24 protein-coding genes are annotated in these 25,605 nt (G+C 65.7%); 11 read left to right on the top strand and 13 right to left on the bottom strand.

The features are described from left to right. The first annotated feature begins 852 nt into the window (after window positions 1-852). Window positions 853-1,764 (top strand): 5'-methylthioadenosine/S-adenosylhomocysteine nucleosidase family protein, encoded by a 912-nt coding sequence (locus tag ATE62_RS22735; RefSeq protein ID WP_197411642.1) that lies wholly within the window; start codon window positions 853-855, stop codon window positions 1,762-1,764. A 65-nt stretch (window positions 1,765-1,829) separates the two neighbouring features. Here the strand turns inward: ATE62_RS22735 and ATE62_RS02950 are convergent, their stop codons facing one another. After that, window positions 1,830-3,023, bottom strand: a complete 1,194-nt coding sequence (locus tag ATE62_RS02950; protein WP_058807671.1) for a type III PLP-dependent enzyme — start codon at window positions 3,021-3,023, stop codon at window positions 1,830-1,832. Window positions 3,024-3,266: 243 nt separating this feature from the next. On the opposite strand from ATE62_RS02950, the gene ATE62_RS02945 reads away from it, so the two are divergent. Both ATE62_RS02945 and ATE62_RS02940 read left to right on the top strand, forming a co-directional pair. Further along, entirely contained in the window at window positions 3,267-4,916 is a 1,650-nt protein-coding gene (locus ATE62_RS02945) for an FAD-dependent oxidoreductase (protein ID WP_058807670.1), read from the top strand. A gap of 107 nt (window positions 4,917-5,023) precedes the next feature. Next, a complete protein-coding gene (locus ATE62_RS02940; RefSeq protein ID WP_058807669.1) occupies window positions 5,024-6,832 on the top strand; it encodes a calcium-binding protein in 1,809 nt (602 codons plus the stop codon). Between the two features lie 6 nt (window positions 6,833-6,838). On the opposite strand, the gene ATE62_RS02935 is transcribed toward ATE62_RS02940, so the two are convergent. The 6 genes from ATE62_RS02935 to ATE62_RS02910 are packed head-to-tail and all read right to left on the bottom strand — an operon-like array spanning window position 6,839 to window position 12,321. Continuing rightward, on the bottom strand, window positions 6,839-8,011 hold the full coding sequence (locus tag ATE62_RS02935) for a carboxynorspermidine decarboxylase (protein ID WP_058807668.1): 1,173 nt from the start codon (window positions 8,009-8,011) through the stop codon (window positions 6,839-6,841). 46 nt (window positions 8,012-8,057) lie between these two features. Next, window positions 8,058-9,056 carry a N(4)-(beta-N-acetylglucosaminyl)-L-asparaginase gene (locus ATE62_RS02930; RefSeq protein WP_058807667.1) on the bottom strand — a complete coding sequence of 333 codons (999 nt, stop codon included), beginning with the start codon at window positions 9,054-9,056 and terminating at the stop codon, window positions 8,058-8,060. Between the two features lie 41 nt (window positions 9,057-9,097). Beyond that, on the bottom strand, window positions 9,098-9,448 hold the full coding sequence (locus ATE62_RS02925; RefSeq protein WP_197411643.1) for a DMT family protein: 351 nt from the start codon (window positions 9,446-9,448) through the stop codon (window positions 9,098-9,100). A gap of 2 nt (window positions 9,449-9,450) precedes the next feature. Continuing rightward, the gene (locus tag ATE62_RS02920; RefSeq protein WP_231736050.1) at window positions 9,451-10,611 is read right to left on the bottom strand and encodes an alpha/beta fold hydrolase; all 1,161 of its coding nucleotides are present in this window, start codon (window positions 10,609-10,611) and stop codon (window positions 9,451-9,453) included. A gap of 57 nt (window positions 10,612-10,668) precedes the next feature. Beyond that, window positions 10,669-11,058: a GxxExxY protein gene (locus ATE62_RS02915; protein WP_058807665.1), complete on the bottom strand. Its 390-nt coding sequence runs from the start codon at window positions 11,056-11,058 to the stop codon at window positions 10,669-10,671. A gap of 54 nt (window positions 11,059-11,112) precedes the next feature. Beyond that, complete coding sequence (locus tag ATE62_RS02910; RefSeq protein ID WP_058807664.1) at window positions 11,113-12,321, bottom strand: saccharopine dehydrogenase family protein; 1,209 nt, start codon at window positions 12,319-12,321, stop codon at window positions 11,113-11,115. A gap of 67 nt (window positions 12,322-12,388) precedes the next feature. On the opposite strand from ATE62_RS02910, the gene ATE62_RS02905 reads away from it, so the two are divergent. The 4 genes from ATE62_RS02905 (at window position 12,389) to ATE62_RS02890 (ending at window position 15,999) form a co-directional block, all read left to right on the top strand. Continuing rightward, on the top strand, window positions 12,389-13,393 hold the full coding sequence (locus tag ATE62_RS02905) for a threonine ammonia-lyase (RefSeq protein WP_058807662.1): 1,005 nt from the start codon (window positions 12,389-12,391) through the stop codon (window positions 13,391-13,393). 39 nt (window positions 13,394-13,432) lie between these two features. After that, window positions 13,433-13,885, top strand: a complete 453-nt coding sequence (locus ATE62_RS02900; protein WP_058807660.1) for a hypothetical protein — start codon at window positions 13,433-13,435, stop codon at window positions 13,883-13,885. A gap of 230 nt (window positions 13,886-14,115) precedes the next feature. Beyond that, entirely contained in the window at window positions 14,116-15,333 is a 1,218-nt protein-coding gene (locus tag ATE62_RS02895) for a DUF3419 family protein (protein ID WP_058807659.1), read from the top strand. A gap of 33 nt (window positions 15,334-15,366) precedes the next feature. After that, window positions 15,367-15,999, top strand: a complete 633-nt coding sequence (locus ATE62_RS02890; protein WP_058807678.1) for a class I SAM-dependent methyltransferase — start codon at window positions 15,367-15,369, stop codon at window positions 15,997-15,999. A gap of 18 nt (window positions 16,000-16,017) precedes the next feature. Here the strand turns inward: ATE62_RS02890 and ATE62_RS02885 are convergent, their stop codons facing one another. The 5 genes from ATE62_RS02885 to murI form a co-directional block, all read right to left on the bottom strand. Further along, complete coding sequence (locus tag ATE62_RS02885; protein ID WP_058807657.1) at window positions 16,018-17,256, bottom strand: YceI family protein; 1,239 nt, start codon at window positions 17,254-17,256, stop codon at window positions 16,018-16,020. 40 nt (window positions 17,257-17,296) lie between these two features. Further along, window positions 17,297-17,446: a hypothetical protein gene (locus tag ATE62_RS23125; RefSeq protein WP_156420498.1), complete on the bottom strand. Its 150-nt coding sequence runs from the start codon at window positions 17,444-17,446 to the stop codon at window positions 17,297-17,299. 4 nt (window positions 17,447-17,450) lie between these two features. Then, window positions 17,451-18,140, bottom strand: a complete 690-nt coding sequence (locus tag ATE62_RS02880) for a nitroreductase (protein WP_058807656.1) — start codon at window positions 18,138-18,140, stop codon at window positions 17,451-17,453. Next, window positions 18,137-19,351: a 5-aminolevulinate synthase gene (gene hemA, locus ATE62_RS02875; RefSeq protein ID WP_058807653.1), complete on the bottom strand. Its 1,215-nt coding sequence runs from the start codon at window positions 19,349-19,351 to the stop codon at window positions 18,137-18,139. Before hemA ends, ATE62_RS02880 begins: the two co-directional genes overlap by 4 nt. Before the next feature lie 137 nt (window positions 19,352-19,488). Beyond that, a complete protein-coding gene (gene murI / locus ATE62_RS02870; protein ID WP_058807652.1) occupies window positions 19,489-20,295 on the bottom strand; it encodes a glutamate racemase in 807 nt (268 codons plus the stop codon). Between the two features lie 136 nt (window positions 20,296-20,431). Between murI and plsY the strand changes: the two genes are divergently transcribed. Together plsY and dprA are read left to right on the top strand one after the other, a co-directional pair. Beyond that, window positions 20,432-21,037, top strand: coding sequence for a glycerol-3-phosphate 1-O-acyltransferase PlsY (gene plsY / locus ATE62_RS02865; protein WP_058807651.1), 606 nt, complete (start codon window positions 20,432-20,434; stop codon window positions 21,035-21,037). Further along, a complete protein-coding gene (gene dprA, locus ATE62_RS02860) occupies window positions 21,034-22,122 on the top strand; it encodes a DNA-processing protein DprA (protein ID WP_058807649.1) in 1,089 nt (362 codons plus the stop codon). Before plsY ends, dprA begins: the two co-directional genes overlap by 4 nt. 8 nt (window positions 22,123-22,130) lie before the next feature. Here the strand turns inward: dprA and ATE62_RS02855 are convergent, their stop codons facing one another. Beyond that, on the bottom strand, window positions 22,131-22,595 hold the full coding sequence (locus ATE62_RS02855; protein ID WP_058818420.1) for a hypothetical protein: 465 nt from the start codon (window positions 22,593-22,595) through the stop codon (window positions 22,131-22,133). Window positions 22,596-22,808: 213 nt separating this feature from the next. On the opposite strand from ATE62_RS02855, the gene ATE62_RS02850 reads away from it, so the two are divergent. Together ATE62_RS02850 and ATE62_RS02845 are read left to right on the top strand one after the other, a co-directional pair. Continuing rightward, window positions 22,809-24,416: a vWA domain-containing protein gene (locus ATE62_RS02850; RefSeq protein WP_231736048.1), complete on the top strand. Its 1,608-nt coding sequence runs from the start codon at window positions 22,809-22,811 to the stop codon at window positions 24,414-24,416. A 121-nt stretch (window positions 24,417-24,537) separates the two neighbouring features. Further along, the gene (locus ATE62_RS02845; RefSeq protein ID WP_058807644.1) at window positions 24,538-25,530 is read left to right on the top strand and encodes a hypothetical protein; all 993 of its coding nucleotides are present in this window, start codon (window positions 24,538-24,540) and stop codon (window positions 25,528-25,530) included. Window positions 25,531-25,605: the final 75 nt, after the last annotated feature.

The raw sequence follows: 25,605 nt of genomic DNA, 5'->3' as shown, positions 1-25,605 counted from the left end.
GTGTTCTTTTTGGTGCCGCCCGGGGGTGGGTTAGCATGGGCGAGGCGTTAGAGATAGGGGCGGCCTGCCGTGTCTTGGTTTTCGGCGATAAAGTGAACTGTAGCGTAAGCTGACTTGACAGCTATGCGTGTCTCTATCAGCCTTCGATCCAAAAAATCGTTGTTGTGCTGCACAGTGCTGCACTTTGCCGCAAGTCTTGCCTTAGGCGTGCAACATGTGTAATAAGTGATCATTGCGCTAAGAGGTGATTTATTCGCATCTCCGTAACCATTTCAGATTCGTTGCATCGAAAATTGATCGCTATCCGCGAAATGGAGAATTTGCGGTCAGTTTCGGAAGTGGCGGCGCGCTTCATTAAGTCTGCATCTGATGCTTATCCAGATCCCGATCAGCTAGCACTTCCATTTGTCGGTAAGGAAATCTCATGAATAGGGATCGAGCGCTGCACGACGCAGCGGAGGAGGGATTGGATAATAGCCGTCGCATCCGGGAGGGACTTCTATCGCTCATACGGGGTCAATCCATCGAATTTGAGAAGTGCAATACCCCCTTGATTGTTATATTTGATGTTCGCCCATCAATTTTTGTCTCGACGAGGATCCATCTTTTTCAGCAGTTTGTTGAGAACCATGTCGGGCAGGTGCCCAAGGTTGTACGTCAAGTGCCCGCTTGCGTTAAGGTCTTTTTTTCAATCGATCTTGACGCGTCTGAAAAGGTTTCGTTGTCGAGGGCGTTCTTAGGGAAAGAATTTGCAGGGCTCGCGAAGTCTTTGGGTATAACTTATATACAACTTTTTGATCGGCCATTCCGACTGTAAGCGGTCTGGCAAGGCTGACTTTTCGGGGGATGGGGATGGACGCCAAGCTGGATAAGTACGAGTTCTGTGTTTTATGCGCCAAACTTGAAGAAATGCGCGCTATTACTTCAGTATTTGATGAATGTTTTGACCAGGCTCCTGGGCATAGGCGCACGGACGTCGTCTATAAAGTTCCCTCGGAAGATGATCTTTTTCTAAAAGTGGCGATGTGCCCAGGGATGGGAGACATGAATGCTGCGGTTCGCACGACCCAGATTATCACATTGTCGCAGCCCACTTTTATTATTTTCGTTGGAACTGCTGCGAGTTTAAGGCCAAAACACTTACAAGTGGGAGATGTGGTGGTTCCAAACAATGCGATTAATCGGATTTATGAGAAGGTAACCGAAGAAGGCAGGTCCGACTACGATCGCTTGTCAGGTCGCAAAGATTTTAGGGAACAGTTCTTTGGTGCCAACGCTCTGATCGCTAATAGCCAAACGATGCCATGTTCTCCCGATGCTCTGGGCGCGCTTTCAAGAGTGCAGGCGGACCGCCTTGTGCTCGATTCACCCTTAGGAAAAACTTTTCAGCTGGGTAGCGAAGAATTCGAAATTCGTGAACCAAAACTGCACGACGATGTGAGCATATTTTCCTGTGGAATGGTCATCGACAGTGTTAGCTATCGCGACTTCATCGCGGACTTGATGGATATTGTGATGCGAAAAGTGCACGCGATAGATATGGAGTCTTTCGGCTTTTTTAAGTCTATCGATGCCGTGCAGCGAACGCCGGTCGGCGCCGCTAGCCAAGGCTTGATGATCCGCGGTATCTCCGATTATGCCGGAAGAAAGGATGAGACTGAAGCGCGACCCGACGATTGGAGGGGGATAGCCGTCAAGAACGCGGCAATCGTTGCCGCGCAGGTCATTCTCGAATTGGCAAAATTGTCTAAGCCCTCCATTTAGCCGACATTAAAAGGGGCCGGTCGCTTCGCAGCGCCGGCCCTTTCCCTATCCCTTAACCATCCGCTTCAGAACAGCTTCGTCACCGTCGCGCTGCGGCGCTCGGGTTCGGCTTCGCCGGTGTAGAGGCTCACCATCGGCTCGTCGCTCACCACATGGGTCTCATCCGCGCCGAAGCCGTTGAACTTGGTCCGCATCGCGCAGCCATAGGCGCCGAGCATGCCGATCTCGATGAAATCGCCGGCCTTCACGTCCGCGGGGAGATAGAAGGGGCCGGCCATATGGTCGAGGTCGTCGCAGGTCGGGCCGTAGAAGCTGAACGCGGTCGTCTCGGCGTCGCTCTCGGGCTCGCGGAGCAGCGTCACGGGGAAGCGCCAGCCGACATGCGCGGCGTCGAACAGCGCGCCATAGGCACCGTCGTTGATGTAGAGCTCGTCGCCCCGGCGCTTTTCGACGCGGACGATCAGCGAGCTGTATTCGGCGGCGAGCGCGCGGCCGGGTTCGCACCACAGTTCGGCCGAATAGCTGATCGGCAGGCTTTCGAACGTCCGGTGGATCGTGTCGAAATAGGCGCCGAGCGGCGGGGGCTCCATGCCCGGGTAGGACGAGGGGAAGCCGCCGCCGACATCGATGATGTCGACCGTCACCGCCGCCGCGACGATCGCGGCGCGGACGCGCTCCATCGCCTGTGCATAGGCATGCGGGGTCATCGCCTGGCTGCCGACGTGGAAGCAGATGCCGAGCGCGTCGCTGGCCTGGCGGGTCGCCATCAAGAGTTCGGCGACATCTTCGGGCTCGGCGCCGAACTTGGCGGCGAGGCTGAGCTTCGAATGGTCGGACGAGACGCGCAGGCGGACCAGCAGGTTGAGGTCCTGGGCGCCCTCGGTGGCGCGGACGATCTTCTCGAGCTCGTCCATCGTGTCGAGCGAGAAGGTGCGCACGCCATGCTTCCAATAGGCTTCGGAAATCGCTTCCTCGGCCTTTACCGGATGCATGAAGCAGAGCGTCGCCTTGGGCAGCGTGCGCGCGACGAGGCGCACCTCGGCGATCGAGGCGACGTCATAATGCGTGACACCCGAATCCCACAGCACGCGCAGCAGGTCGGGCGACGGGTTCGCCTTGACCGCATACATGGTCGTGCCGGGAAATCGCTCGATGAAGAAACGCGCTGCGCGCGCCGCGGCGTGCGGGCGGACAAGCGTAACAGGTTCGACCGGCGAAAGTGCCTGAATCAGCCCGTGGGCGCTATGATGCTGGTGCAACTCAAGGGACCCCCAAAAATAACGTTAAACATCCAAGGCTGCCTTGCGGTTATTGGAAGTCCCCCTGGGGCAGCGGAGGGCGATATATGCAGGGGGGTCCCCCCTGTAAAGACCCTTTGGCGCAATTTTGTAACGCATCGGTAACAGGCGCGGCGAAGCGGGCCTGACGCGCGGTAACCGGGGGACAAAGCCGCGCTTTCCCGCTATTGCTCGCGCCTTCTCCCGCGACAAGGACCATGGCCCATGAACCCGCCGCCCGACGTGAATCACACCTTTTCCGGCGCCGAACTGGAAGAGCTGATCGCGTTCGGCGCCGTCGAATCGCATGCCGAGGGCGATCTTATCCTCGCCGAAGGGACGATGGCGCCCGACTGTATCGTCACGCTGACGGGGCATACCGACATCTTTGTCCAGACCGACGAGGGCAGCCGCCGCGTCGGGTGGATGGAGCGCGGGCAGTTCGCGGGCGACCTGTCGGTGCTCACCGGGCAGCGGCATCTGTCGCGCGTGGTGATGGGCGCCGACGGCGATATCCTGCGTATCCCGCACGAGAGTTTCCAGCGGATGATCGCGGGCAACAGCCATTTCTCCGACATCTTCGTGCGCGTGTTCGCGGCGCGGCGCGAGTTCGGCAATCTACGCGGCTTTGCGGCGATCATCGTCCTCGGCGCGGGGATCGACCGCAGCGTCTATGCGCTGCGCGACCTCTTGATGAAGCATGGCGTCGGGCATCGCTGGTTCGACCCCGCCGACGGCCCGGTCGCGGCGCATCTGATGGCCGAGCGCGGGCTGAGCGAGGATCAGCTGCCCGCGGTGATCCTGGGCGCGACCGACGTGCTGGTGCAGCCGACGCCCGAGGAGCTGGCGCAGGCGATGGGGCTCGACCTGCTGCCCGACGGCGCGACGGCCGATGTGCTCGTCGTCGGCAGCGGGCCCGGCGGGCTCGCGGCGGCGGTCTATGCGGCGTCGGAAGGGCTGACGGTGATCGCGCTCGATTCGCTCGCGCCGGGCGGGCAGGCGGGGACCTCGTCGAAGATCGAGAATTACTTGGGTTTCCCGACGGGCATTTCGGGCAACGAGCTGGCGCGGCGCGCGACGGTGCAGGCGCAGAAGTTCGGCGCGCGGATCGTCGCGCCGGTGCGCGCGGCCGAGATCGGGCGCGACGGCGACGCTTACTGCCTGCACCTCGCCGACGGACGCAAGCTCAGGAGCCGCGCGGTCGTCGTCGCGAGCGGCGCGCAGTACCAGCGGCTGCCGATCGAGGGGATCGAGTCATACGAGGGCCGCGGCATCTATTATGGCGCGACCCCGATGGAGGCGCAGCTCTGCGGCAATGCCGAGGTCACCATCGTCGGATCGGGCAATTCGGCGGGGCAGGGCGCCATTTATCTCGCGAGCGTCGCGAAGAAGGTCTATGTCATCTTCCGCCGCGAGAGCCTGCGCGAGACGATGTCCGAATATCTGGTCAAACGGCTGGAGGAACATCCGAATATCGAGATCATCGGATCGACCGACGTCGTCGCGCTGCACGGCGAGGACCGGCTTGCGGGGCTCACCTATCGCTGCCGCGAGACGGGCGAGGAGGGGCATTGCGACTGCGGCTTCCTGTTCCTCTTCCTCGGCGCGACGCCGAACACGCGCTGGCTGCCCAAGGAAATGGTGTGCGACGAGAAGGGCTTCGTGAAGACCGGCACCGACATCGCTCCGATGGAGCTGGTCAAGGCGGGCTGGTCGCTCGACCGCATGCCGAGCCGCTACGAGACGAGCTGGCCGCGCATCTATGCGATCGGCGACGTGCGCAAGGGATCGGTGAAGCGCGTCGCCTCGTCGGTCGGCGAGGGGTCGGTGGTGGTCAGCGACATCCATCAGGCGCTGGCGGAGATCGCTTCCTGATTCCGGTTGCAAATGTGACGGACCATCAGTTAACCTCTTGTTATCCATAAGAGTCGGACCGGCCGGCGCGGCCGGCCAACTGGCGCGACAGTGGTGAGGAGACGATCATGGCGGTGATTCCCGGCGGACCTGGCGACGATATCCTTCCCGGCACGCCCGACGCCGACACGATCGACGGCTTCGACGGCAACGACCGGATCACCGCCGGCGAAGGCGACGACACAGCGACCGGCGGGCGCGGCAACGACGTGATCAACGGCGAGGGCGGCAACGACACGCTCTATGGCAATGGCGGCAGCGACATCATTTCGGGCGGTACCGGCAACGACATCCTCTATGCCGGCGGCGGCGCCGACGAACTGCGCGGGGGCGACGACGACGATCAGCTCTACGACGAAGATGCCCCGGGCATCGGCGGTGCCGGCGGCAACGACAAATTCTATGGCGGGCGCGGCAACGATCTGATCGTCATCAATCGGCCGGGCGTGTCGAGCCTGCAGGAAAACCTGCTGATCTGGGGCGACGACAATGTCCAGAATCCCGGCAACGACGTCGTCGACTATCGGAACGCCCATGCCGATATCGCGACGGTCGACCTGTTCGGCGGCGCCGATACCTTCATCCTGCGCGACACCGGTACCGGGCGCGTCGACCTGCGCCTCGGAACCGGTCCCGATCAGGATAGGATCGTCTTCATGGACGCGACCCCGGGTTCGGCGGGGCAGGCGGGGCTGGTCGTTTCGCAGTTCGGCACGGTGGGCCGGGAGTCATCGTTGACCGGGCTCGACGTCGTCGACCTGTCGCCGCTGCTTTCGTCGCTCACCAACTGGGACGGCGCGAACCCGTTCCTGACGGGACATTTCCGGCTGGTGGAATCGACAGCCGGCAGCGTGCTGCTGCAGGCCGACTTCGACGGCGCGGGCCCCGGGGGCTATTCGACGCTGATCCGGTTTATGCCCCAGAGCTTCGCCCAGGCCGACCGTCTGCGGGTTTCGGACTTCGGCGAGGCCAATTTCATCAACATCCCGCAGGGCGGCGTGACGCGCGTCGGCGATGCGGGCGACAATGTGCTGAACGGCAGCGCGTTCGACGACAATCTGACCGGCGCGGGCGGCAACGACGAGCTCTACGGCTTCGCCGACGATGACGTGCTGAACGGCAACGACGGCAACGACCTGCTCGACGGCGGCGCGGGCGCCGACACGATGACCGGCGGCATCGGCGACGATACTTATATCGTCGACAATATCGGCGACGTGGTGAGCGAAGGCACCGGAGGTGGCACCGACCGGGTCGTCTCGTCGATCAACTACACGCTCGGCGCCAATGTCGAGCAGCTCGATCTCAGGGGCGGCAACGGCCTCGCGGTGATCGGCACCGGCAACAATCTCGACAATAATATCCAGGGCAACGCCCAGAATAATTCGCTGATCGGCGGCGGCGGCAACGACGTGCTGGCCGGCGGCGAGGGCAATGACACGCTGAACGGCGGTGGCGGCAACGACGCGCTGCTCGGGAACGACGGGAACGACGTGCTCAACGGCGGCCCCGGGCTCGACATGCTCGACGGCGGCGCGGGGGCCGACCGCTACGTTTTCATCCCGTCGGGCATGAGTATGACGCAGGTCGACCGCGTCTATTTTTCGGCCGACGACGGCGATGTCATCGACCTCAGCCTGCTCGATGCGGTCACGGGCGGCGGCGACAGCGCGTTCAGCTTCATCGGCACGGACGCCTTCACCGGCGTCGCGGGCGAACTGCGCTACGAGCTCATCGGCACCTGGGACGAGGGACCGCGGTCGGGAACGACCTATTATGTCAGCGGCGACGTTAATGGCGACGGCGTTGCCGACTTCATGATCGAGATTTCGATGCTGGGCCCGCAGCCGCTCGATGCCGGAGATTTCATCCTCTGAGCACCATCAGCTCAGCCGCGTCTTGAAGTCCTCGTAAGCGAATTCGCGGACCAGCTTCAGTTCGTCGGTCGCGCTGTCCCACAGCCAGATCGACGGCAGCGGCACACCGTTGAAGCTGTTGGTCTTGACCATCGAATAATGCGCCTGGTCGAGAAAGGCGAAGCGCTGGCCAATCGCAGCGCCGCCGGGCAGGCGATAATCGCCGATGACGTCGCCCGCGAGGCACGAGGGACCGCCGAGGCGGGTCGGCGTACTGCCCTCTTCCTCGCCCAGCATCGCCGGGCGATAGGGCGCCTCGATGACGTCGGGCATGTGGCAGGTCGCGCTGATGTCGGTGATGCCGATCGGCATGCCGTTGTCGAACAGGTCGAGCACTTCGCCGACGAGGATGCCCGCGTCGAGCGCGACCGCCTCGCCGGGCTCGATCATCACGTCGCAGCCGGTGGTTTCGCGGACGTTCTTGAGAAAAGCGATCAGGTCTCCCACCTGATAGTCGGCGCGCGTCACATGGTGGCCGCCGCCGAAGTTGAGCCATTTGAGCTGGCCCAGATACGGCGCGAGCTTCGGCTCGACCGCGGCCCACGTGCGGGCGAGCGGCGGGAAATCCTGTTCGCACAGCACGTGCATATGGATGCCGTCGACGCCCGCCATATGCTCGGGGGTGAGCTGGTCGACCGGAAAGCCGAGGCGACTGCACGGCGCCGCGGGGTCGTATTTGGGGACCTCGCCCTCGCTGTGCTGCGGATTGATGCGCAGGCCGACGTCGAAGCTTTCGCCCGCGGCGCGAAGCTCGTCGAGCAGCGGGCGGAAACGCGCGATCTGGCCGGGCGAATTGAAGATCAGATGGTCCGAGAGCTTCGCGATCTCGGGCAGGTCCTCGGCCTTGTAACCCGCGCAGTATGTGGCGACCTCGCCGCCATATTCCTCGCGCCCGAGCTTCGCCTCGTAGAGCCCCGAGGCGCAGACGCCGTCGAGATAGTCGGTGACCGTCGATCCCAGCGACCACATCGAGAAAGCCTTGAGCGCCGCGAGTACGCGCGCGCCCGACGCGTCGCCGATATGGCGCAGCACGCCGAGGTTCGCGCGGATCTTTGCCGCATCGACGACGAAGGCGGGCGAAGGGACGCGGGTGAGGTCGAAATGGGCAAAGGCCCCGGGATCGCCGGCTCTGGTTTCCATGGGCGCGCATGTAGGGGCTTTGGAGGCAGGAAGGAAGGGGCGGTGTCTACGCCACCGGCACGGTCACATTGCCGCTCGCGGTCTGCACCGAATAATCGAAGGGTACCTCGTCCCAGCCGGTCTTTGCCGCGCCGTGCACGCCGTCGCGGCGGATGACCGCGATGCCGCCGCCGATGCTGTAGCCGGCATCGGCGATGCGGCGCAGCGCGGCCTCGGCCGCCGCCTGCGGATGCATGCCGCCGCGCATCAACTCGACCGCGTGATAGGTGGGCAGGAAGCGCATCATCACATCGCCATTGCCCGTCGCGACCGCGCCGCCCACCGCCTGATCGCCGTAGGCGCCGGCGCCCGGGATCGGCGAATCGCCGACGCGCCCCGGGATCTTGAACTCGCGGCCGTTGGTCGAGCAGCCGACGCAGAGATTGCCCGCGGCGTCGAGCGCGATGCAGCCGACGGTGTCGTGCGCGCGCAGCGTGTCGGACTGGCCGCGCGGCTCGGGGCCGAAGGCGTCGGACTTCGAATGGGTCGCCGCCCATTTGGCGAAGGCCGCCTGCGATTTCGGTCCGGTGAGCGAGGTTTCGGTAAAGCCCATGCGCGCGGCGAAGCGCGTCGCATCGTCGCCGACGATCAGCGTGTGCTGGGTCTCTTCCATCACCTTGCGCGCGACCGATATCGCCCTTCTGACGCGCTTCAGGCAGCCGACCGCGCCGATGTCGTGTGTCGGGCCCCATAATATCATCGCGTCGAGCGTGGTCTCGCCGACCTCGTTCGGGACGCCGTCGGCGCCGACCCAATAGTCGCCGAACTCCTCGACATGGTTGATCGCCGCCTCGACGGTGTCGATCGACGACGCGCCCCCCGCAAGCATCGGCCAGCCGACGGCATTGGCGCTCGGACCGAAGTTCCAGGTCGTGAGGATGAAGGGCTTGCCGATGGGGATCGGCGCCGGCTTGGGCGGTTTGGCCGTCGCCGCGGCCGGCAGCGCGGCGAGCCCCGCTGCGCCGACCGCAAAGCTGCGCCGCGAAATGCCCTTGTCGTCCGCCATGCTGCAGTCTCCCCTCGGTGGCGAGGCTAGCGACATGGCGATCAGGCGGCAATCGGCCCCTTGAAGATGAAGAAGGCGCCGCCCGCGATCAGCAGGAAGCCGACGAGATGGTTGAGCGTCAGCTTCTCGCCGAGCCAGAAGACGGCGAAGCCCGCGAAGACGATCAGCGTGATCACCTCCTGCATCGTCTTGAGCTCGGCGGTCGAATAGACGCTGTGCCCCATGCGGTTGGCGGGGACGACGAGGCAATATTCGAAGAAGGCGATGCCCCAGGCGATCAGGATCGCGAGCCACATCGGCCGCGAGATGTCCCCCAAATGCCCGTACCAGGCGATCGTCATGAAGATGTTCGAGATGACGAGCATGAAGATCGGCAGGACATAGGGCGTCATCGTCATTCTTCCTTGGTCAGCGGCAACACGTCGCGGAGCAGCGCGGCAAAGAAATGTCCCGGCTCCTCGACCATCGGCATATGCGCCGAATGTTCGAGCCAGACGAGTTTTTTGGACGGCGCCTTGACCTGCGCGAACCAGTCGGCCGCTACGGGCGCGGGCACGGTATAATCATGCCGTCCGAGCAGGAAGACGATCGGCACGTCCATCTTCTTCACCGGCTTGAAGCTGACGTCGGCGAGGCGCGGCCAGAGCGTGGTGACCGAAAAGGCGCTGCCCTTGCCCCACGCCTGCACGTCGGCGGGCCCATATTCGGGCGAGAGGCGCGGGGTCTGGAAATAATATTTGAGGTCGGGCTTGTTGTAGATCAGCGAACCGTACGGAATTGCATATTTGCGCCAGCCGTCGGCCTTTTCGATGGTGAACTCGCCCGCGGGATAGGGTGCGAGCGCGTCGATTGCGGCGACCGCCTCGTCATTCCCGGCCGCGACCGCCTTGGCGCGCGCCCAGGCCATGCCGGCCTTCTCGCCTTCGCGGAAATCGATGCCCTGGCCGACGCCGACATAGGCGTAGAGCAGGTCGGGGCGTTTCACCGCGACCGACAGGCCGACGATCGAACCCCAGCTGTGCCCCATCAGCACGACCTTCTTCTTGCCGTAGCGCTTCTGCAGCAGCTCGATCAGTTCGATCGCGTCGTCGCGGTAGCGTTCGGGGGTCATCGTCGGCGCGAGCGCCGCGGGGTCGCTCAGCGGATAGCTCCGCCCCGCGCCGCGCTGGTCGTATTGCACGACGGTGAAGACATCCTCCCACGGGCGCTGGAACGCCCAGGCAAAAGGCATCTCGACCGCCCCGGGGCCGCCGTGGACGAAGACGAGGATCGGGTTGTCGCGGTCGGCACCGCGGACGTTCACGACCTGCCGCGCGCCGCCGAGCGTGGCCTCGAAGGTTTCCTGCACGCCGTTGGGGGTAACGATCTTGCCGATGTCGGCGACGATCGCGCGCGCGGGGGCGTAGGCGTCTTCGGTTTGAGCGGCGGCGGGGGTGGCGAGGGCGGCAAGCAGGAGCAGCCCGACCGACCACTTCGAAAACGCCTTCAGCGCAGCAAACAAGCGGATGAGGTCGAAACGGGCAAAGGCCCCGGGGTTGCCGACTCTCGTTTTCATATATGGCATTTCCAAAGTTTCACGCAGAGGCGCGGAGGGTGCAGAGACCGCGGAGAATCATTCTTCCGGGCGGTAGTTATTGACGACGCGCCTGATGCCTTCCTTCATCGTCGATCCTGAGAAATTTAGGAGCAGCCCGACGGGCTGCTGTAAGATTCTCAGATAGGTCAGCACCTGCTTTGCATGGGCTTTTCCGAACTGCTCCACCGCTTTGATCTCTACCACCAAGCGGTCGTCCACCAGAATATCGACCCTGAAAGCCGCTTCAAAATGATGGTTTTCAATTGTTAGCGGCACGACCAATTGGCGAGCCACCTTCAATCCCCGCTGCTCAAGTCTGCTTGCCAATACGGTCTCATAGACGATCTCGAGCAAGCCGGGTCCCAAAAGCCGATGGACCGCGATCGCCTCATCGACGACGATGGCGCTGACATCGTCAATCCGCATCCGGCCCATCTCTCTGCGGTCTCTGCATCCTCTGCGCCTCTGCGTGAAACCGAATTAAAAATCCAGCGGCCCCGCGAGTTCCTTCACCTGCCACGGCAGGCCGTGCTGGTTCAGCATGTCCATGAAGGGATCGGGATCGAACTGCTCCATGTTGAACACGCCCGTGCCGCCCCATGCGCCGGTCACCATCATCGCGGCGCCGATCATCGCGGGCACGCCGGTGGTGTAGCTCACCGCCTGGTTGCCGGTTTCGGCATAGGCATCCTCATGGTCGCAGATATTGTAGAGGTAGAGCGTCTTTTCCTGGCCATCCTTGCCGAGGCCGGTCGCGATGACGCCGATGTTGGTCTTGCCCTTGGTCGTCTCGCCGAGGCTCGACGGCTCGGGCAGCACGGCTTTCAGGAACTGCAGCGGGACGATCTCGCGGCCTTCGTAGATTACCGGGTCGATGCGCGTCATGCCGACGTTCTGCAACACGGTCAGGTGCGTGATATAGGCCTCGCCGAAGGTCATCCAGAAACGGATGCGCTTGATCTCGGGGATATGGGTTTTGAGGCTTTCGATCTCCTCATGGTACATGAGGTACATCGTCTTTTCGCCCACCGCCTCGAAGTCGAACTTCTGCTTCACCGACATCGGCGGGGTTTCGACCCAGTCGCCATTTTCCCAGTGGCGCGCGACCGCGGTCACTTCGCGGATGTTGATCTCGGGATTGAAGTTGGTCGCGAAATGCTGGCCATGGTCGCCGCCGTTGCAGTCGAGGATGTCGAGCGTGTCGATGCGGTCGAAATGATGCTTCTTGAGCCAGGTGGTGAAGACGCTGGTCACGCCGGGATCGAAGCCCGAACCGAGCAGCGCCATCAGCCCCGCATCCTTGAAGCGGTCCTGATAGGCCCATTGCCAATGATATTCGAACTTCGCCTCGTCGCGCGGCTCGTAGTTCGCGGTGTCCATATAATGCGCGCCGGTCGATAGGCACGCCTCCATGATGGTGAGGTCCTGATAGGGCAAGGCGAGGTTCACGACGTGCGTTGCGCCGATCGAGCGGATCAGCGCCGCGGTCGCGTCGATATGGTCGGCGTCGACCTCGGCGGTCTGGATCGTGACGCCGGTGCGCGACTTCACCGACTCGGCGATCGCGTCGCATTTGAACTTGCGGCGGCTCGCCAGCGTGATGTCGGGGAAGATGTCGGGGTTCATCGCCATCTTGTGCACCGCGACCGAGCCGACGCCGCCCGCGCCGATCACCAAAACCTTGCTCATCGTGAAAATCTCCTGTCCGCGAACCTATGCGGCTTGCTCTCTATGCCGCGCCCTATAGGACGAAGCCATGACACAGCAAAGCCCCGAACCCCGTGACTCAAGCCTGCGCGATCCGGCGCGCGCACCGACCCTCGCGGGGGTCGAACGCGCGGCGGCGAAAGTCGCTGCATTGCTGCCGCCGACCCCGCTGCTGCCGCTCGAAATCGACGGCACGACAATCTGGTGCAAGGCCGAGTGCCTGCAGCCCGTCGGCGCGTTCAAGATCCGCGGCGCGTGGCACCGGCTGACCGATCTGACCCCCGAGCAGGCGGCGGCGGGCGTCGTCGGCGTGTCGAGCGGCAACCATGCGCAGGGGGTCGCCTGGGCCGCGAAGCGGCTGGGGATCAAGGCGACGATCGTGATGCCGAGCAACGCGCCGGCGATGAAGCTCGCCGCGACGCGCAAGCTGGGCGCCGAGGTCGTCCTCTACGACCGCGTCACCGAATCGCGCGATGCCGTCGCGGCGAAATTGCTGGGCGAGCGCGGCGGGACGCTCGTGCACGCCTATGGCGACCCGTGGATCATCGAGGGGCAGGGGACAGCGGGGATCGAGGCCGAGGAACAGCTGCGCGCGCGCGGGTTCGATGGCTTCGACAAGGTCGTCGCCTGCTGCGGCGGCGGCGGGCTGTCGGCGGGGCTCGCGCTCGCGCTGCCCGATGCCGAGATCGTCGCGGTCGAGCCCGAGGGCTGGGACGATGTCGCGCGTTCGCTGGAGGCCGGCGAGATTTTGTCGGTCGGGGACCTCGCCTATCCCACCGAATGCGACGCGCTCCAGACACCGCAGACCTGGCCGATCAACTTCGCGGTGCTGCAGGCGCGCGGGGTGCGCGGCGTCGTGGTGACGCGCGAGGAAGTACGCCACGCGATGCGTATGGCTTTCGAGCGATTGCATCTCGTCGTCGAACCCGGCGGCGCGGCGGCGCTCGCGGCGCTGCTCGCGGGCAAGGTGGCGCCGGGGAGGGCGACGCTCGTCACCCTTTCTGGTGGCAATGTCGACCCGCAGAAATATGCCGAGATTTTGAGCGGATACTAATCGCCGCTTGGTGCGTTGAGACCGCGAAGGAGAAAGTCGATGCAGAAGAGCATGATCCTGATGGGCGCCGCGGCGCTGGTGGTGCTGAGCGGCTGTGAAAAGGCCGAAGCGCCCGCGCCGACCGAGACCACCGAGGTGGTCGACGAGACGGTGCCGATCGCCGACGAAGCGGTCGAGGGCGAAGCCGACCCCGCGACCGCGCCACACCGCTTCGCGAGCTGGGCGGGCAAATGGATCGGGGTCGAGGGCATGTACGCCATCATCACCCCCGGCGAGCCCGGCAAATATAAGCTGGAAATGCAGGCGGGGACCGACGACAGCACCAAGGGTACCTACGACGGCACCGACAGCGAACATGGCATCAAGTTCAAGCGCGGCGCCGAGGAACTGAGCCTGCGCCGCGGGAGCGGCGACGAGACCGGGCTCAAATATCTCGCGGGCAAGAAGGAATGCCTGATCGTCAAGGACGGAGAGGGCTATTGCCGGGATTGATAGGTCCCCCTCCCTGAAAGGGAGGGGGTAGGGGTGGGTAAGTCCGGACGGGCTCGACGCCCGGCCGGGCTTCTTCTGGTCTAGGTCGCCGACCCACCCCCGACCCCTCCCTTGCAGGGAGGGGAGGGTTTTTTCACCCCTGTCCCCATTTTGTCACCGAAGCGTCGCGTGAATCGCAAGAATCGCTGCCATGGGCGGCCCCGGATCCACCTCGCTCCGGGAGACCTGCCATGGCCAGCCAGTCCAACCGCAAGATCGCCGCCGCCGTCGTCCGCGAGGATGCCGAGCAGAAGCAACGCCTGCTCGATCGCGCCTTCGCGCTCGCCTTTCGCGGCCTCGTCTACGCCCAGATCTGGGAAGACCCGGTGGTCGACATGGAGGCGCTCGACATCCGGCCCGGCAACCGCATCGCGACGATCGCGAGCGGCGGCTGCAACGTCTTTTCCTACCTCACCGCCGACCCCGCCGAGATCGTCGCGGTCGACCTCAATACCGCGCATGTCGCGCTGGGGCATCTGAAGCGCGCCGCCGCGGCGCAGCTTCCCGATTATGCGAGCTTCCGTCGCTTCTTCGCCGACGCCGACAGCCGCGATAATGTGGCGGCGTACAAGAGCCATGTCCGCCCCCACCTCGACGAGGTCAGCCGGCGCTATTGGGAGGGGCGCGACCTGATCGGACGCCGGCGGATCAACGGCTTTGCGACGGGGCTCTACAAGCGCGGGCTGCTCGGGAATTTTATCGGGGTCGCGCACCTGCTCGCGCGGATGATGAAGATCGACCCGCGCATGCTGCTCGAAGCCCGCGACCTCGACGAGCAGCGGCGCATTTTCGAGACCAAATTCGCGCCCTTCTTCGACCGGAAGTTCGTGCGCTGGGTCACCGACCAGCGCTCGTCCTTGTTCGGGCTCGGCATTCCGCCGGCGCAGTACGACGCACTCGCGGGGGGCAAGCCGATGGCCGACGTGCTGCGCGCGCGGCTCGAGAAACTGAGCTGCGACTTCGACCTCAAGGACAATTATTTCGCGTGGCGGGCCTTCGGGCGCGGCTACGGTCGCGGCGACGAGGCGCCGCTGCCGCCCTATCTGCAGGCGGCGAATTACGACGCGGTCAGGGCGCGCGCCGAGCGGGTGACGATGCTCCATGCGAATATGACCGACATGCTCGCGGCGGCGGCGGATGCGAGCTTCGACCGGTACATCTTCCTCGACGCGCAGGACTGGATGAGCGACGCGCAATTGCTGGCTTTGTGGACCGAGGTCACGCGGACCGCGCGGCCTGGCGCGCGCGTGCTGTTCCGCACCGCCGCCGAACCGAGCCTGCTGCCCGGGCGCCTGCCCGATGCGCTGCTCGATCGCTGGGATTACCGCGCGGAGGAATCGCTTGGGCTTACGCGGCGCGACCGCTCGGCGATCTACGGCGGGGTGCATCTCTATATCCTGAAGCGCTGAGCCGTGGCCGGGGGGGAGGGCCATGCCGCGCTGATGGACGATGTCTATCGCGGCCAGCGGCATATCTATGATATGACGCGCAAATATTACCTCTTGGGGCGCGACCGGCTGATCGACGAATTGCAGCCGCCGGTCGGCGGGCATGTGCTAGAGGTCGGCTGCGGCACGGGGCGCAATCTGATCGCGGCTGCGCACTGTTGGCCGGGTGCGCGCTTCTACGGGATCGATATTTCGGAGGAGATGCTGAAGAGCGCCCGCGCCGCGATCGCGCGCGCGGGCCTCTCTCGGCGGATCACCGTCGCGCAGGGCGATGCGACGGCGTTCGACCCCGACGCGCTATTCCGCGTCGCGAGTTTCGACCGCATCTTCCAGAGCTATACGCTGTCGATGATCCCCGACTGGCAGGGCGCGATGCGCGAGGCGGCGCGGCGGCTGGGGCCGAGCGGCTCGCTACACATCGTCGATTTCGGGCAGCAGGAGGGCCTGCCCGCGTGGTTCCGCGCCGGGCTGTTCGGCTGGCTCGGACGCTTCCACGTCGCGCCGCGCGCGATGCTGGCCGATGCGGCGCGTGAGATCGCGGGCGACGTCGGCGGGCGCATGACGCTGGTGCGCCTCTATCGGGGCTACGCCTGGTCGGTCCGGATCGACAAGGGGCCGCGCCGTTGAGCAGCGGCCGCACCAAGCTCAACCCGCCGGGCGCGTGGCGCTGAACGAGAAGGCGATGTCCACCCCAGCCGCGATGGCGTCGGTCGCGGCCCATTCGCCCTGGCCGACGCCGAAGGCGGTGCGGTCGATCCGCGTGCTCCCCGCCACGCGCGCGCGGTCGCCGTCGATGGCGAGGGTGAAGCGCAAGGTTGCGGGCTTCTCTACCCCGCGCAGGTCGAGCGTGCCGCGCGCCTCGTAGCGGTCGCCGCCGAGGTGACGGATGTCGCGCGCGCTATAGACCGCCTTCGGATGCGCGCCGCTGTCGAAGAAGTCGCTCCCTTTCAGCGAATCGTCGCGCTGGCCGTCGCCGGTGTCGGCCGAGGCGAGGTCGACGGTCACCTTGATCCGCGACTTGGCGAGGTCGTCGGGGCTGAACTTGATGTCGGCGTCCCAGCGGCCGAAGCGGCCCGCGACCGCGTCGCCGTTCCAGCGCGCGGTAAAGCCGAGGCGCCCGCCGGACGCGACGCTCCAGTCGGCGAGCGGCTGGGCGGCTTCTTCGGGTTCGGCTTCCTCGGTTTCCTCGGGTTTTTCCTCCTCGGCCACCGGCGCTGGGGTGGGCGCCGCCGTGACCGGCGTCTCATCCTGCTCGGCGGCTACGCGCGGCTTGTCGGGATAGACGAGCTTGCCCGCGGCCATCGCGGCGAAGATCAGCGCGAGCGCGCCGATCGCGGCGCCGGCCGCCTTGCCCTTGGCGAAAGGGATCATCCGCTGGAGCTCGGGCTTGCCGAGCAGCCACTGGTGGCGGAGCGCGCCCGCAATGTGAAGCAGGAACAGCCCGATCGCGAGCCAGGCCATCGCGCCGTGGATCGACTCGGCGGGATCGTGCCAGCCGTGTCCGACGGGCAAATGCGGCCAGGGGATCACGCCGAAGATCAAGGTCGGTACCTGCACCTTTGCGGTCGAGACGATCAGCCAGCCGGTGACCGGCCCGAGGATCATGACGACGTAGAAAAGCCAGTGGACCGTGCCCGCGAGCGCGCGTGTCCACGCCGGGCCGTCGGACGCGGGCGGGCGCGGTGCGAACAGCCGCACCGCCAGCCGCGCGAGGCTGAGCAGCAGGATCGCGATGCCGATCGACTTGTGGAGCTGGAAACGCGCGAACAATTCGGGGCTGTTATTGCCCTCGAGCGCCCAGCCGAGCGAAATCTGGAAGGCGAGGAGCAGCGCCAGCAGCCAGTGGAGAGCGATGGCGGTGCTACTATAGCGCTGGGTTGTCATGGCATCTTTCGTGCGGGGGAGGACGATTGCCCCACCGCTATCACGACCACCAATAGAGCGCCGCAATTAAAATCAGCAGTAGCGCGAAGCCGATAAAGCAGCCGATCCGGTTGCGGCGCTTGCGAAGGTCGGGGATTTCGGTCGCGGCTTCGCCCACCATGCCCAGCGCGTCGAGCAGGTCGAACGGCACGCGCTCAGTCGTCGAAGCCGACGAAGCGCACCGCGTCGGCGACGCTCTTGCGGTTCGATACCACCGCATTCGCGGGGAAGTCGTCGGCGGGCCAGCCCAGCGCGACGCAGATCATGATCACCTGGTCGTCGGGGATTCTTGCATGCTCGCGCACCACCGGCGACTGCATGATCCCCTGGCTGTTGATCACGCAGCCGAGCCCGCGCGACCAGGCGGCGTTGACCAATGCGTTGGTCACCGCACCGCAGTCGAAGGGGGCAATGTCGCTGCCGAGCAGGACACGGTCATAGGTGACCACGATGCTGACCGGCGCGTCGAACTGGCGGAAACCGCGCAGCACCCAGTCCTGCCGCGCATCCTTGTCGTCGCGCGCGATACCCATCGCGCCGAAGAGCTGCTTGGCGATCTCGATCTGGCGCGCGCGATGGTCGTCGGCGATGCCGTCGAAGCGGCGGAATTCGCGGCTGTCGGGCTTGCCCGCGAGAATGCCCTCGGTGTTGCCGCGGCGGATCGCGTCGAGCGCGGCGCCGGTGACGACCGAGAAATTCCAGCACTGGTTGTTGAACGACGAGGGCGCGCGCATCGCGACCTCGAGGATCTCGGCGATCAGGGCTTTGGGTACGGGTTTGTCGAGGAAGCCGCGAATGCTGCGGCGTCCCAGGACGACCTCGTCGAACCCCGGAGCGGCGCTCACGCGGCCTTGCGCAGCTCGAGACGGTCCCAGATTTCGACCAGCGCCTCGGTCAGTTCGCGCATCATCGCTTCGTCGTGCGCCGGGCCCGGGGTGAAGCGCAGGCGTTCGGTGCCGCGCGGCACGGTGGGGAAATTGATCGGCTGCACATAGACGCCATATTCGGCGAGCAATATGTCGCTGATCTTCTTCGCGCGCACCGGGTCGCCGACCATCAACGGGACGATGTGCGTCGTCGAGTCCATCACGGGCAGGCCGGCGTCGCGGAAGCTTTGCTTGAGATAGGCCGCGGCGGCCTGCTGCGCATCGCGCTCGACGCTCGATTGCTTGAGGTGGCGCACGCTGGCGAGCACGCCGGCGACGAGCACCGGCGACAGGCTGGTCGTGAAGATGAAACCCGGGGCGTAGCTGCGGATGACGTCGATGATATTCTTGTCGGCGGCGATATAGCCACCCATCACGCCGAACGCCTTGCCGAGCGTGCCCTCGATGATCGTCACGCGGCTCGCGGCCTCGTCGCGGTCGGTGATGCCGCCGCCGCGCGGGCCGTACATGCCGACGGCATGGACTTCGTCGCAATAGGTGAGCGCGTTATACTTCTCGGCAAGGTCGCAGATCGCGTGGATCGGGGCGACGTCGCCGTCCATCGAATAGACGCTTTCGAAGGCGATCAGCTTCGCGGCCTCGGGATCGTCGGCGGCGAGCAGTTCCTCGAGATGGTCGAGGTCGTTGTGCCGCCACACGCGCTTTTCGCAGCCCGAATTGCGGATGCCCGCGATCATCGAGGCATGGTTCAGCTCGTCCGAATAGATGATGCAGTTGGGCAGCAGCTTGCCGAGCGTGCCGAGCGTCGCCTCGTTCGAGATATAGCCCGAGGTGAAGAGCAGGGCGCCGTCCTTGCCGTGCAGGTCGGCGAGTTCGGCCTCGAGATCGATGTGGTAATGCGTGTTGCCGCCGATGTTGCGCGTGCCGCCCGATCCCGCGCCGACGTCGTGCAGCGCCTCTTCCATCGCGGCGATGACCTTGGGGTGCTGGCCCATGGCGAGATAGTCGTTCGAGCACCACACGGTGATCGGCTTCGGCCCGTTGTGGCCGGCGAAGCAGCGTGCGTTGGGGAAAGCGCCCTTGTTGCGGAGGATGTCGATGAAGACGCGGTAGCGCCCTTCCTCGTGCAGCCGGTCGATGGCGCGTGCGAAAATATCGTTATAGTTCACGTTTCAGCCCCGCAGTCAGGTGCCAGCACCGCCTCCCTCCGGGCGGCTATTAACATGCGGGCCAATAACGCCGGACGCTGCCGAAATCCAGTGCGAACGATTCGCAATTTGTCCCGCAAATCAGCCTGATCGAGCGGCTAGATCAGCTCGATCCGGTCGAGGCCATAGGGGGCCAGCGCCGACAGCGGCGGCGGCGGGCGGTCGTCGCTGCGTGTGAACACCGCGATGCCGGGCGCGGCGGCGGCGGGCCAGGGCTGGCCGTCGGTGAGGTGCGCGATGCGGCGCGCGATGCCCGCGGCGCCGTCGATCAGGCGGACGCCGGGGCCGACCTCGGCCTGCAGCTCGTCGGCGAGTAGCGGGAAATGGGTGCAGGCGAGCACGATCACGTCGAGCCGGTCGCCGCCGGGCTGTTCGGTGAGCCCCGCGATCGCGCGCGAAATGACCGCGGGATCGACCGTCTCGCCGCGCAGCTTCGCCTCGGCGCCGGTGACGAGCCCGGGGCTGCCGTGGCGCAGCACCGTCTTGCCCGCGGCGAAGCGCGCCGACAGGTCGTCGACATAGGGCTGGCGCACCGTCGCCTCGGTGCCGAGCACGCCGATCACGCCGGTCCTGGTCAGCTCGGCGGCGGGCTTGATCGCGGGGACGGTGCCGACGATCGGCAGGTCGAGCGCGGCGCGGACATGGGCGAGCGCGATCGTCGAGGCGGTGTTGCACGCGATCACCGCGAGCCGCGGCTGGTAGCGCTCGACCAGCCGGCCGAGCAGCGCGGGGACGCGCGCGGCGAGTTCGGCCTCGCTCTTCTGGCCATAGGGCAGGCCGGCGTAATCGGCGGCATAGACGATCGGTGCGGTCGGCAGCAGCGCGCGCGTCGGCCCGAGCACGGTGAGGCCGCCGAGGCCGGAGTCGAAGAAGAGGATGGGGGCGTGCGCCGCGGGGGAGGACATGGCGGGGCGTTAGCAGCGCCGCCACGCTCGCTCAATGGGCGCAACGAGTTTGTCCGATTTGGCGGTCACCATGCGCGAACTCGTTGATTGCTGCGCGCAACATCGCCACAAAGGCGCAAAGGGAGCTGGGGTTACCATGACCATCTTTTTGCTGATCGCCGCGGGCTATCTGCTCGGCTCGATCCCGTTCGGGGTGATCCTGACGCGGGCGTTCGGGGCGGGCGACCTGCGCCAGATCGGGTCGGGCAATATCGGCGCGACCAATGTGCTGCGCACCGGGCGCAAGGGGCTGGCCGCGGCGACCCTGATCCTCGACGGCGCGAAGGGCGCGGTCGCGGTGCTGCTCGCGCGATATTTCTTCCCCGAAACCGGCGACGACGGTGCGATGATCGCGGGCGCGGCGGCGATGATCGGCCATTGCTACCCCGTCTGGCTCAGGTTCAAGGGCGGGAAGGGCGTCGCGACCCTGCTCGGCCTCGCGCTTGCGCTTGCCTGGCCGATCGGGGTGATCTTCGCCGCGGTCTGGCTCGGTACCGTGCTGGCGCTGCGCATCTCGTCGCTCGGCGGGATGATGGGCGCGGTCGCGGCGCCGGTGGCGGCGCTGCTGATGGGCTATCAGGTCTATGCGATCGGGCTCGCGGGGCTCGCCGTGATCGTGCTGTGGCGCCACCGCGAGAATATCGCACGGCTGCGCGCGGGCACCGAACCGCGCGTCGGCGCGAAAAAAGAAACGACCGAATGATCGACGCCGAGCGGCTGGCGCGGCTGCGGTTGATCCGCACGCCGCACGTCGGCCCGGTCAGCTGGCACCAGCTGATGACGCGCTTCGGATCGGGCGAGGCCGCGCTCGCGGCGCTGCCCGATCTCGTCGGGCGCGGCGGTGGACGGTTGCGCATCGCGCCCGCCGAGCTTGCCGAGCGCGAGATCGTGCGTGTCGCCGAACTCGGCGCGCGCCATGTCTTCAGCGACGATGCCGATTATTCGCCGCTGCTGCGCGAGGTCGAGGGCGCGCCGCCGGTGCTGATCATCCGCGGCGATACCGCGATGCTCCAGCGGCCGTGCGTCGCGATCGTCGGTGCGCGGAACGCCTCGGCCGTCGCGTGCCGCTTTGCGCGGCAGATGGGCGCCGAACTGGCGGGGCACGGGGTGACCGTCGTCAGCGGGCTTGCGCGCGGGGTGGACACCGCGGCGCATATCGGCGCGCTGGGCGGCGCGACCGCGGCGGTGATCGGCAGCGGCATCGATATTGCCTTTCCGCCCGAAAATGCCGCGCTCCAGCAGAAGATTGCGGCCGACCAGCTGCTCATCGCGGAACAGCCGCCGGGTACCGACCCGCTCGCCCGGCACTTTCCCGCGCGCAATCGCATCATCGCCGGGCTGTCGCACGGCACGCTGGTGATCGAGGCCGCGCCGAAATCGGGCTCGCTGATCACCGCGCGTCGCGCCGGCGATTATGGGCGCGAGGTGATGGCGGTACCGGGCTCGCCGCTCGACCCGCGCGCGCAAGGGTGCAACATGCTGATCCGCGAAGGTGCGACTTTGATCCAGACGATCGACGATGTGCTCGAGGCCCTGGGGCCGATCGACCGACGCATGGTGCGCGAGCCTGCGCAGGGCTTTGCGCCCGTGCCCGCGGTTGCCGAGGCGGGCGAGGGCGATCGCGGCCGGATCGCCGGGCTGCTCGGCCCGACCTCGGTCGCGGTCGACGAACTCGTCCGCCAGTCGGGCTGCGCCGCGGCGGCGGTGCAATTGGTGCTGCTCGAGATGGAGCTCGCCGGGCGGATCGAGCGCCACGCGGGAGGGCGAGTGAGCCTGCGCAATGTTTGAAGCAGAATCTATGAGGGCGTCGATTTCCCAGGATCTTTAGGGGGTATGACGCCCAGCGACAGCTGTTTCTCCCAATTTTCGGACATGGCGATGTTCAGCGCGCTCCATCTCCGCGACAGTTCCGCGATATGAGGGCTTTGAGGAGGATCGGGCAATTCGAAATGCAACTCGTTGGCTATCGCATAGAGTTGATCGCGCTTGCGATAGAACCAGTTTGCGCGTTCCTGAAACTTTAGTTGATTGAGGACGATCGTGCACAGGGCGGGCACCAAGGCGATAGCGCCGACCAGGATGCTGTCAAATTTCAAAAATGCCAAGATGCTGGAGGCGACGCTAGAAATGGTCGCGACAACAACGAAAAAGAAAGCAAAAGAGTAGTTTCGCAGAGCCGCGCGTCCATTTACATCTATCGCCCTGTCGAGATCTGAAGACATTCGACTGCGCCTCAGATCGAATTCGGTAGCTGCCGACATTTTTTACCTCCCTATTTCGACCGTTCCTTATCATTCTTCGTGTCGATGTGCCAACTCGGCAGCGTGCTCGCTCTGCCGAGCTCGCCAACGGCATGTTGTGACGCCGCGCATAGCGGCCAAACCCAAAGTAATTCACGGCTTATCGCGGTTCAGCCACGGTTCAGCGACCGGAGGCGAGTTTGATGATATTGTATCACATAGCCGGGGAGTTTGATGATGCGCAGCCGATTTCTGACCGGAACGACGATGCTCGCGGTGCTGGCGACGGGGCTGGCGCCGACGCCGCTCTCGATCGCGTCGGCGCGGACGCCTGTCCAGAGCTTCTGCCGCAACGCCGGTCCGCTGCCGCGGCTCGATGCCGAGCAGCAGGTCCGCCAGCAGCAGAACGGCGGCTATGCCAAGGGCGCGAGCAAGCGCGACCGCAGCGGCGCGCTTCGCGCCGAGATGGCGGTCGAAGCCCCGCCGCCTCCGATGGCACCGCCGCCTCCGCCGCCGCCCGCTCCGCCGCCACCGCCGGCCTACGAACCGAGCAGCAGCGTCGATGCGATATCGACGCCGACGGTCGGCGCGCGCGCCGGCATTCTCGAAAGCCCATCCGAATCCTATGCGCCCGCCGCGGCTCCGCCGGTCCCGGGTTCGTCGACCGACTATGTCGAGCGCCGTCCTCCGCCGCCGCGCCCCTATCCGCAGCCGCAGCCGCAATCGGGCATCCTCACCGCGGGCGAGCATGACGACCTGCTCAACCCCGAGCTCTACGCCGCCTATGTCAACCGCACCAGCCTGGGCCAGGATATCCGCGCGCTGCCGCGGGTGGACACGACGCGCGTGGTGACGGTCAAGGTCAGCGACCGCAACGGCCAGCCGGTGCCCTTCGCCGATGTGAAGCTGACGTGCAGCGACGGCAACAGCATCACCATGGCGACGCAGGCCGACGGCAGCGCGGTCTTCTTCCCCGGGCTCGACCGGCTGAGCGAGCGCGTCACCGTGTCGGCGACGAAGGCGGGGCGGCCGATCGCGGCCGCGCGGCCGCTGTTGGTCGTCGACGCGCCAGGCGGACAGACCGTCGGGCTCACCGCGAACCAGCTCGCGACCAAGGCGACCAAGCTCGACCTGATGCTCGTCGTCGACACGACGGGCAGCATGGGCGACGAGATTCGCTTCCTGCAGGCCGAGATGCGCGCGATCATCGCGTCGATCGCGGCGAAGCACCGCGACCTCGACATCCGCGTCGGCTTCGTCTTCTACCGCGACCTCGGCGATGAATATGTCACGCGCACGGTGACCTTCGACCGCGACATCGGGCGGGCGCAGGGCGCGCTGGCGGCGCAATATGCGACCGGCGGCGGCGACTATCCCGAGGCGATGGACCAGGCGCTGATCCGCGCGGTGGCGCAGGAATGGCGCCCCGACGCGGTGAAATCGATGCTGCTCGTCGCCGACGCGCCGCCGCATGGCGAGCTGTTCGGGCGGACCTGGCAAGCCGCCGAGGCGGCGCGCGCCAAGCGCATCCATATCACCCCGGTCGCCGCCTCGGGGGTCGCCGACGAGGCCGAATATGCGATGCGTGCGATGGCCGCGGCGACGCAGTCGCGCTACCTGTTCCTCACCGACGACAGCGGGGTGGGCAATCCGCACGCGCCGCCGGCGATCGACTGCTACCTCGTCACGCGGCTCGACGCGCTGGTGCGCCGGGTGGTCGACAGCCAGATCAGCGGCCGCCGCATCGAGCCCGACGACAATGAGGTGATCCGCAGCGTCGGCAAATATGACGCGGGCAAATGTATCCTTCCCGCCGACTTCCGCTGGCAGGATCAAAGCTAAGCCCGCGTCAGCCAAGGATTGACAAGGCCCCTGCATCTGATTCATGCAGGGGCCACGGGTCGCCTCGTATCGCTCTCTTGCCGGCTAGTGGGTCTGTCGGTCGAGGGCCGGAGGAAGACCCATGAAAAAATTGCTGTCGGCCATCGCCATCGGCGCGATGCTGCTCCAGCCCGTCCCCGTCATCGCCAAGGAAAAGGAACCGGTGAAGATCACCGGCCCGGCCAATGCCAAGGGCGTCACCAACGTCGCGATCGGTTCGTTCAACGTCGGTTTCATCTTCGAATCGATCGACCGCACCGCGGCCAGCGGCGGGCTGATGGGGGCGTTCGGCGGGACCACCAAGGCCAAGAGCGAACTCGTCGGCGTAACCCCCGAAATGATGCAGGCGGTCACCGACGCGGCCTATGCCGACTTCGTGTCGCAGCTGACCGCGAGCGGCTACAGCGTGCAGGCGCCGGGCGACCTCTTCGCCCATGCGACGATGGCGAAGACCAAGTCGCAGGACATGCCGCTCGACATCAACATCGCGCTCGAAAAGGGGAGCAAGGGCAAGGCGACCTATTATAAGCCGACGGCCTTGCCAGCGCTGCTGATGATCCCCGGCGACTTCATGGGATCGGGGCTCAGCAGCATGGGCATGAACATGCAGGCCGGGCAGGCGAGCATGGCGCTCACCAACTATGCCAAGGCCGCCAATGTCGGGGTGGTCAACGTCGTCTACCTCATCGACTTTTCGCAGCAGAAACGCCCCGGCGCCTTCAGCTTCGGCGGGTTGCAGGTCAACAGCGCGCTGTCGGTCAGCGCCGATTATTCGCGCGCCACGCTGATCGCCCCCAATGGCAAGCAGTCGGTGATCACGGTCAAGGCGCCCGTCGCGGTCGAGGGCGAGTTCGTCGAGAAGAGCGACGCGTCGAGCGGCGGCGACAAGGCGCTGCAGGCCGGCGCCAATGTCGCGGGCGGGGTCGCCGCGGTGCTCGGTTTCGGCGGGCTGCGGTTCGGCAAGACGCGGAAGTTCGCCTTCACCGCGAAGCCCGGCAACTATGAGGAAGGCGCGGCCAAGGCGGCGAGCCTGACGAGCGAGATGCTGATCGGGCGGTTGGCGCCTCTGCGCTGAGAAAGCGTCGCCCCCGCGGAGGGGCGACGATGTTGGAAACCCGCTTGACGGGATCGCCCGGCCCGCGCCACCCTC

Origin of the sequence: Sphingopyxis sp. HIX, assembly GCF_001468285.1 — a bacterium.
Classification (GTDB): Bacteria; Pseudomonadota; Alphaproteobacteria; order Sphingomonadales; family Sphingomonadaceae; genus Sphingopyxis.
Note: the sequence above shows the minus strand (reverse complement) of the source record. Positions and strands in the feature narration are given on the sequence as shown.

What these genes read in the sequence shown, in the direction of transcription:
- murI (WP_058807652.1), bottom strand. Translation starts at nt 20,295, where the DNA reads ATGTCCTCCCCCGCGGCGCACGCCCCCATCCTCTTCTTCGACTCCGGC.
- ATE62_RS02920 (WP_231736050.1), bottom strand. Translation starts at nt 10,611, where the DNA reads ATGAAAACGAGAGTCGGCAACCCCGGGGCCTTTGCCCGTTTCGACCTC.
- plsY (WP_058807651.1), top strand. Translation starts at nt 20,432, where the DNA reads ATGACCATCTTTTTGCTGATCGCCGCGGGCTATCTGCTCGGCTCGATC.
- ATE62_RS02930 (WP_058807667.1), bottom strand. Translation starts at nt 9,056, where the DNA reads ATGGCGGACGACAAGGGCATTTCGCGGCGCAGCTTTGCGGTCGGCGCA.
- ATE62_RS02850 (WP_231736048.1), top strand. Translation starts at nt 22,809, where the DNA reads ATGATGCGCAGCCGATTTCTGACCGGAACGACGATGCTCGCGGTGCTG.
- ATE62_RS02910 (WP_058807664.1), bottom strand. Translation starts at nt 12,321, where the DNA reads ATGAGCAAGGTTTTGGTGATCGGCGCGGGCGGCGTCGGCTCGGTCGCG.
- ATE62_RS02945 (WP_058807670.1), top strand. Translation starts at nt 3,267, where the DNA reads ATGAACCCGCCGCCCGACGTGAATCACACCTTTTCCGGCGCCGAACTG.
- ATE62_RS22735 (WP_197411642.1), top strand. Translation starts at nt 853, where the DNA reads ATGGACGCCAAGCTGGATAAGTACGAGTTCTGTGTTTTATGCGCCAAA.
- ATE62_RS02885 (WP_058807657.1), bottom strand. Translation starts at nt 17,256, where the DNA reads ATGACAACCCAGCGCTATAGTAGCACCGCCATCGCTCTCCACTGGCTG.
- ATE62_RS02845 (WP_058807644.1), top strand. Translation starts at nt 24,538, where the DNA reads ATGAAAAAATTGCTGTCGGCCATCGCCATCGGCGCGATGCTGCTCCAG.
- ATE62_RS02925 (WP_197411643.1), bottom strand. Translation starts at nt 9,448, where the DNA reads ATGACGCCCTATGTCCTGCCGATCTTCATGCTCGTCATCTCGAACATC.
- ATE62_RS02900 (WP_058807660.1), top strand. Translation starts at nt 13,433, where the DNA reads ATGCAGAAGAGCATGATCCTGATGGGCGCCGCGGCGCTGGTGGTGCTG.
- ATE62_RS02940 (WP_058807669.1), top strand. Translation starts at nt 5,024, where the DNA reads ATGGCGGTGATTCCCGGCGGACCTGGCGACGATATCCTTCCCGGCACG.
- ATE62_RS02905 (WP_058807662.1), top strand. Translation starts at nt 12,389, where the DNA reads ATGACACAGCAAAGCCCCGAACCCCGTGACTCAAGCCTGCGCGATCCG.
- ATE62_RS02890 (WP_058807678.1), top strand. Translation starts at nt 15,367, where the DNA reads ATGGACGATGTCTATCGCGGCCAGCGGCATATCTATGATATGACGCGC.
- ATE62_RS02855 (WP_058818420.1), bottom strand. Translation starts at nt 22,595, where the DNA reads ATGTCGGCAGCTACCGAATTCGATCTGAGGCGCAGTCGAATGTCTTCA.
- ATE62_RS02915 (WP_058807665.1), bottom strand. Translation starts at nt 11,058, where the DNA reads ATGCGGATTGACGATGTCAGCGCCATCGTCGTCGATGAGGCGATCGCG.
- ATE62_RS02895 (WP_058807659.1), top strand. Translation starts at nt 14,116, where the DNA reads ATGGCCAGCCAGTCCAACCGCAAGATCGCCGCCGCCGTCGTCCGCGAG.
- dprA (WP_058807649.1), top strand. Translation starts at nt 21,034, where the DNA reads ATGATCGACGCCGAGCGGCTGGCGCGGCTGCGGTTGATCCGCACGCCG.
- ATE62_RS02935 (WP_058807668.1), bottom strand. Translation starts at nt 8,011, where the DNA reads ATGGAAACCAGAGCCGGCGATCCCGGGGCCTTTGCCCATTTCGACCTC.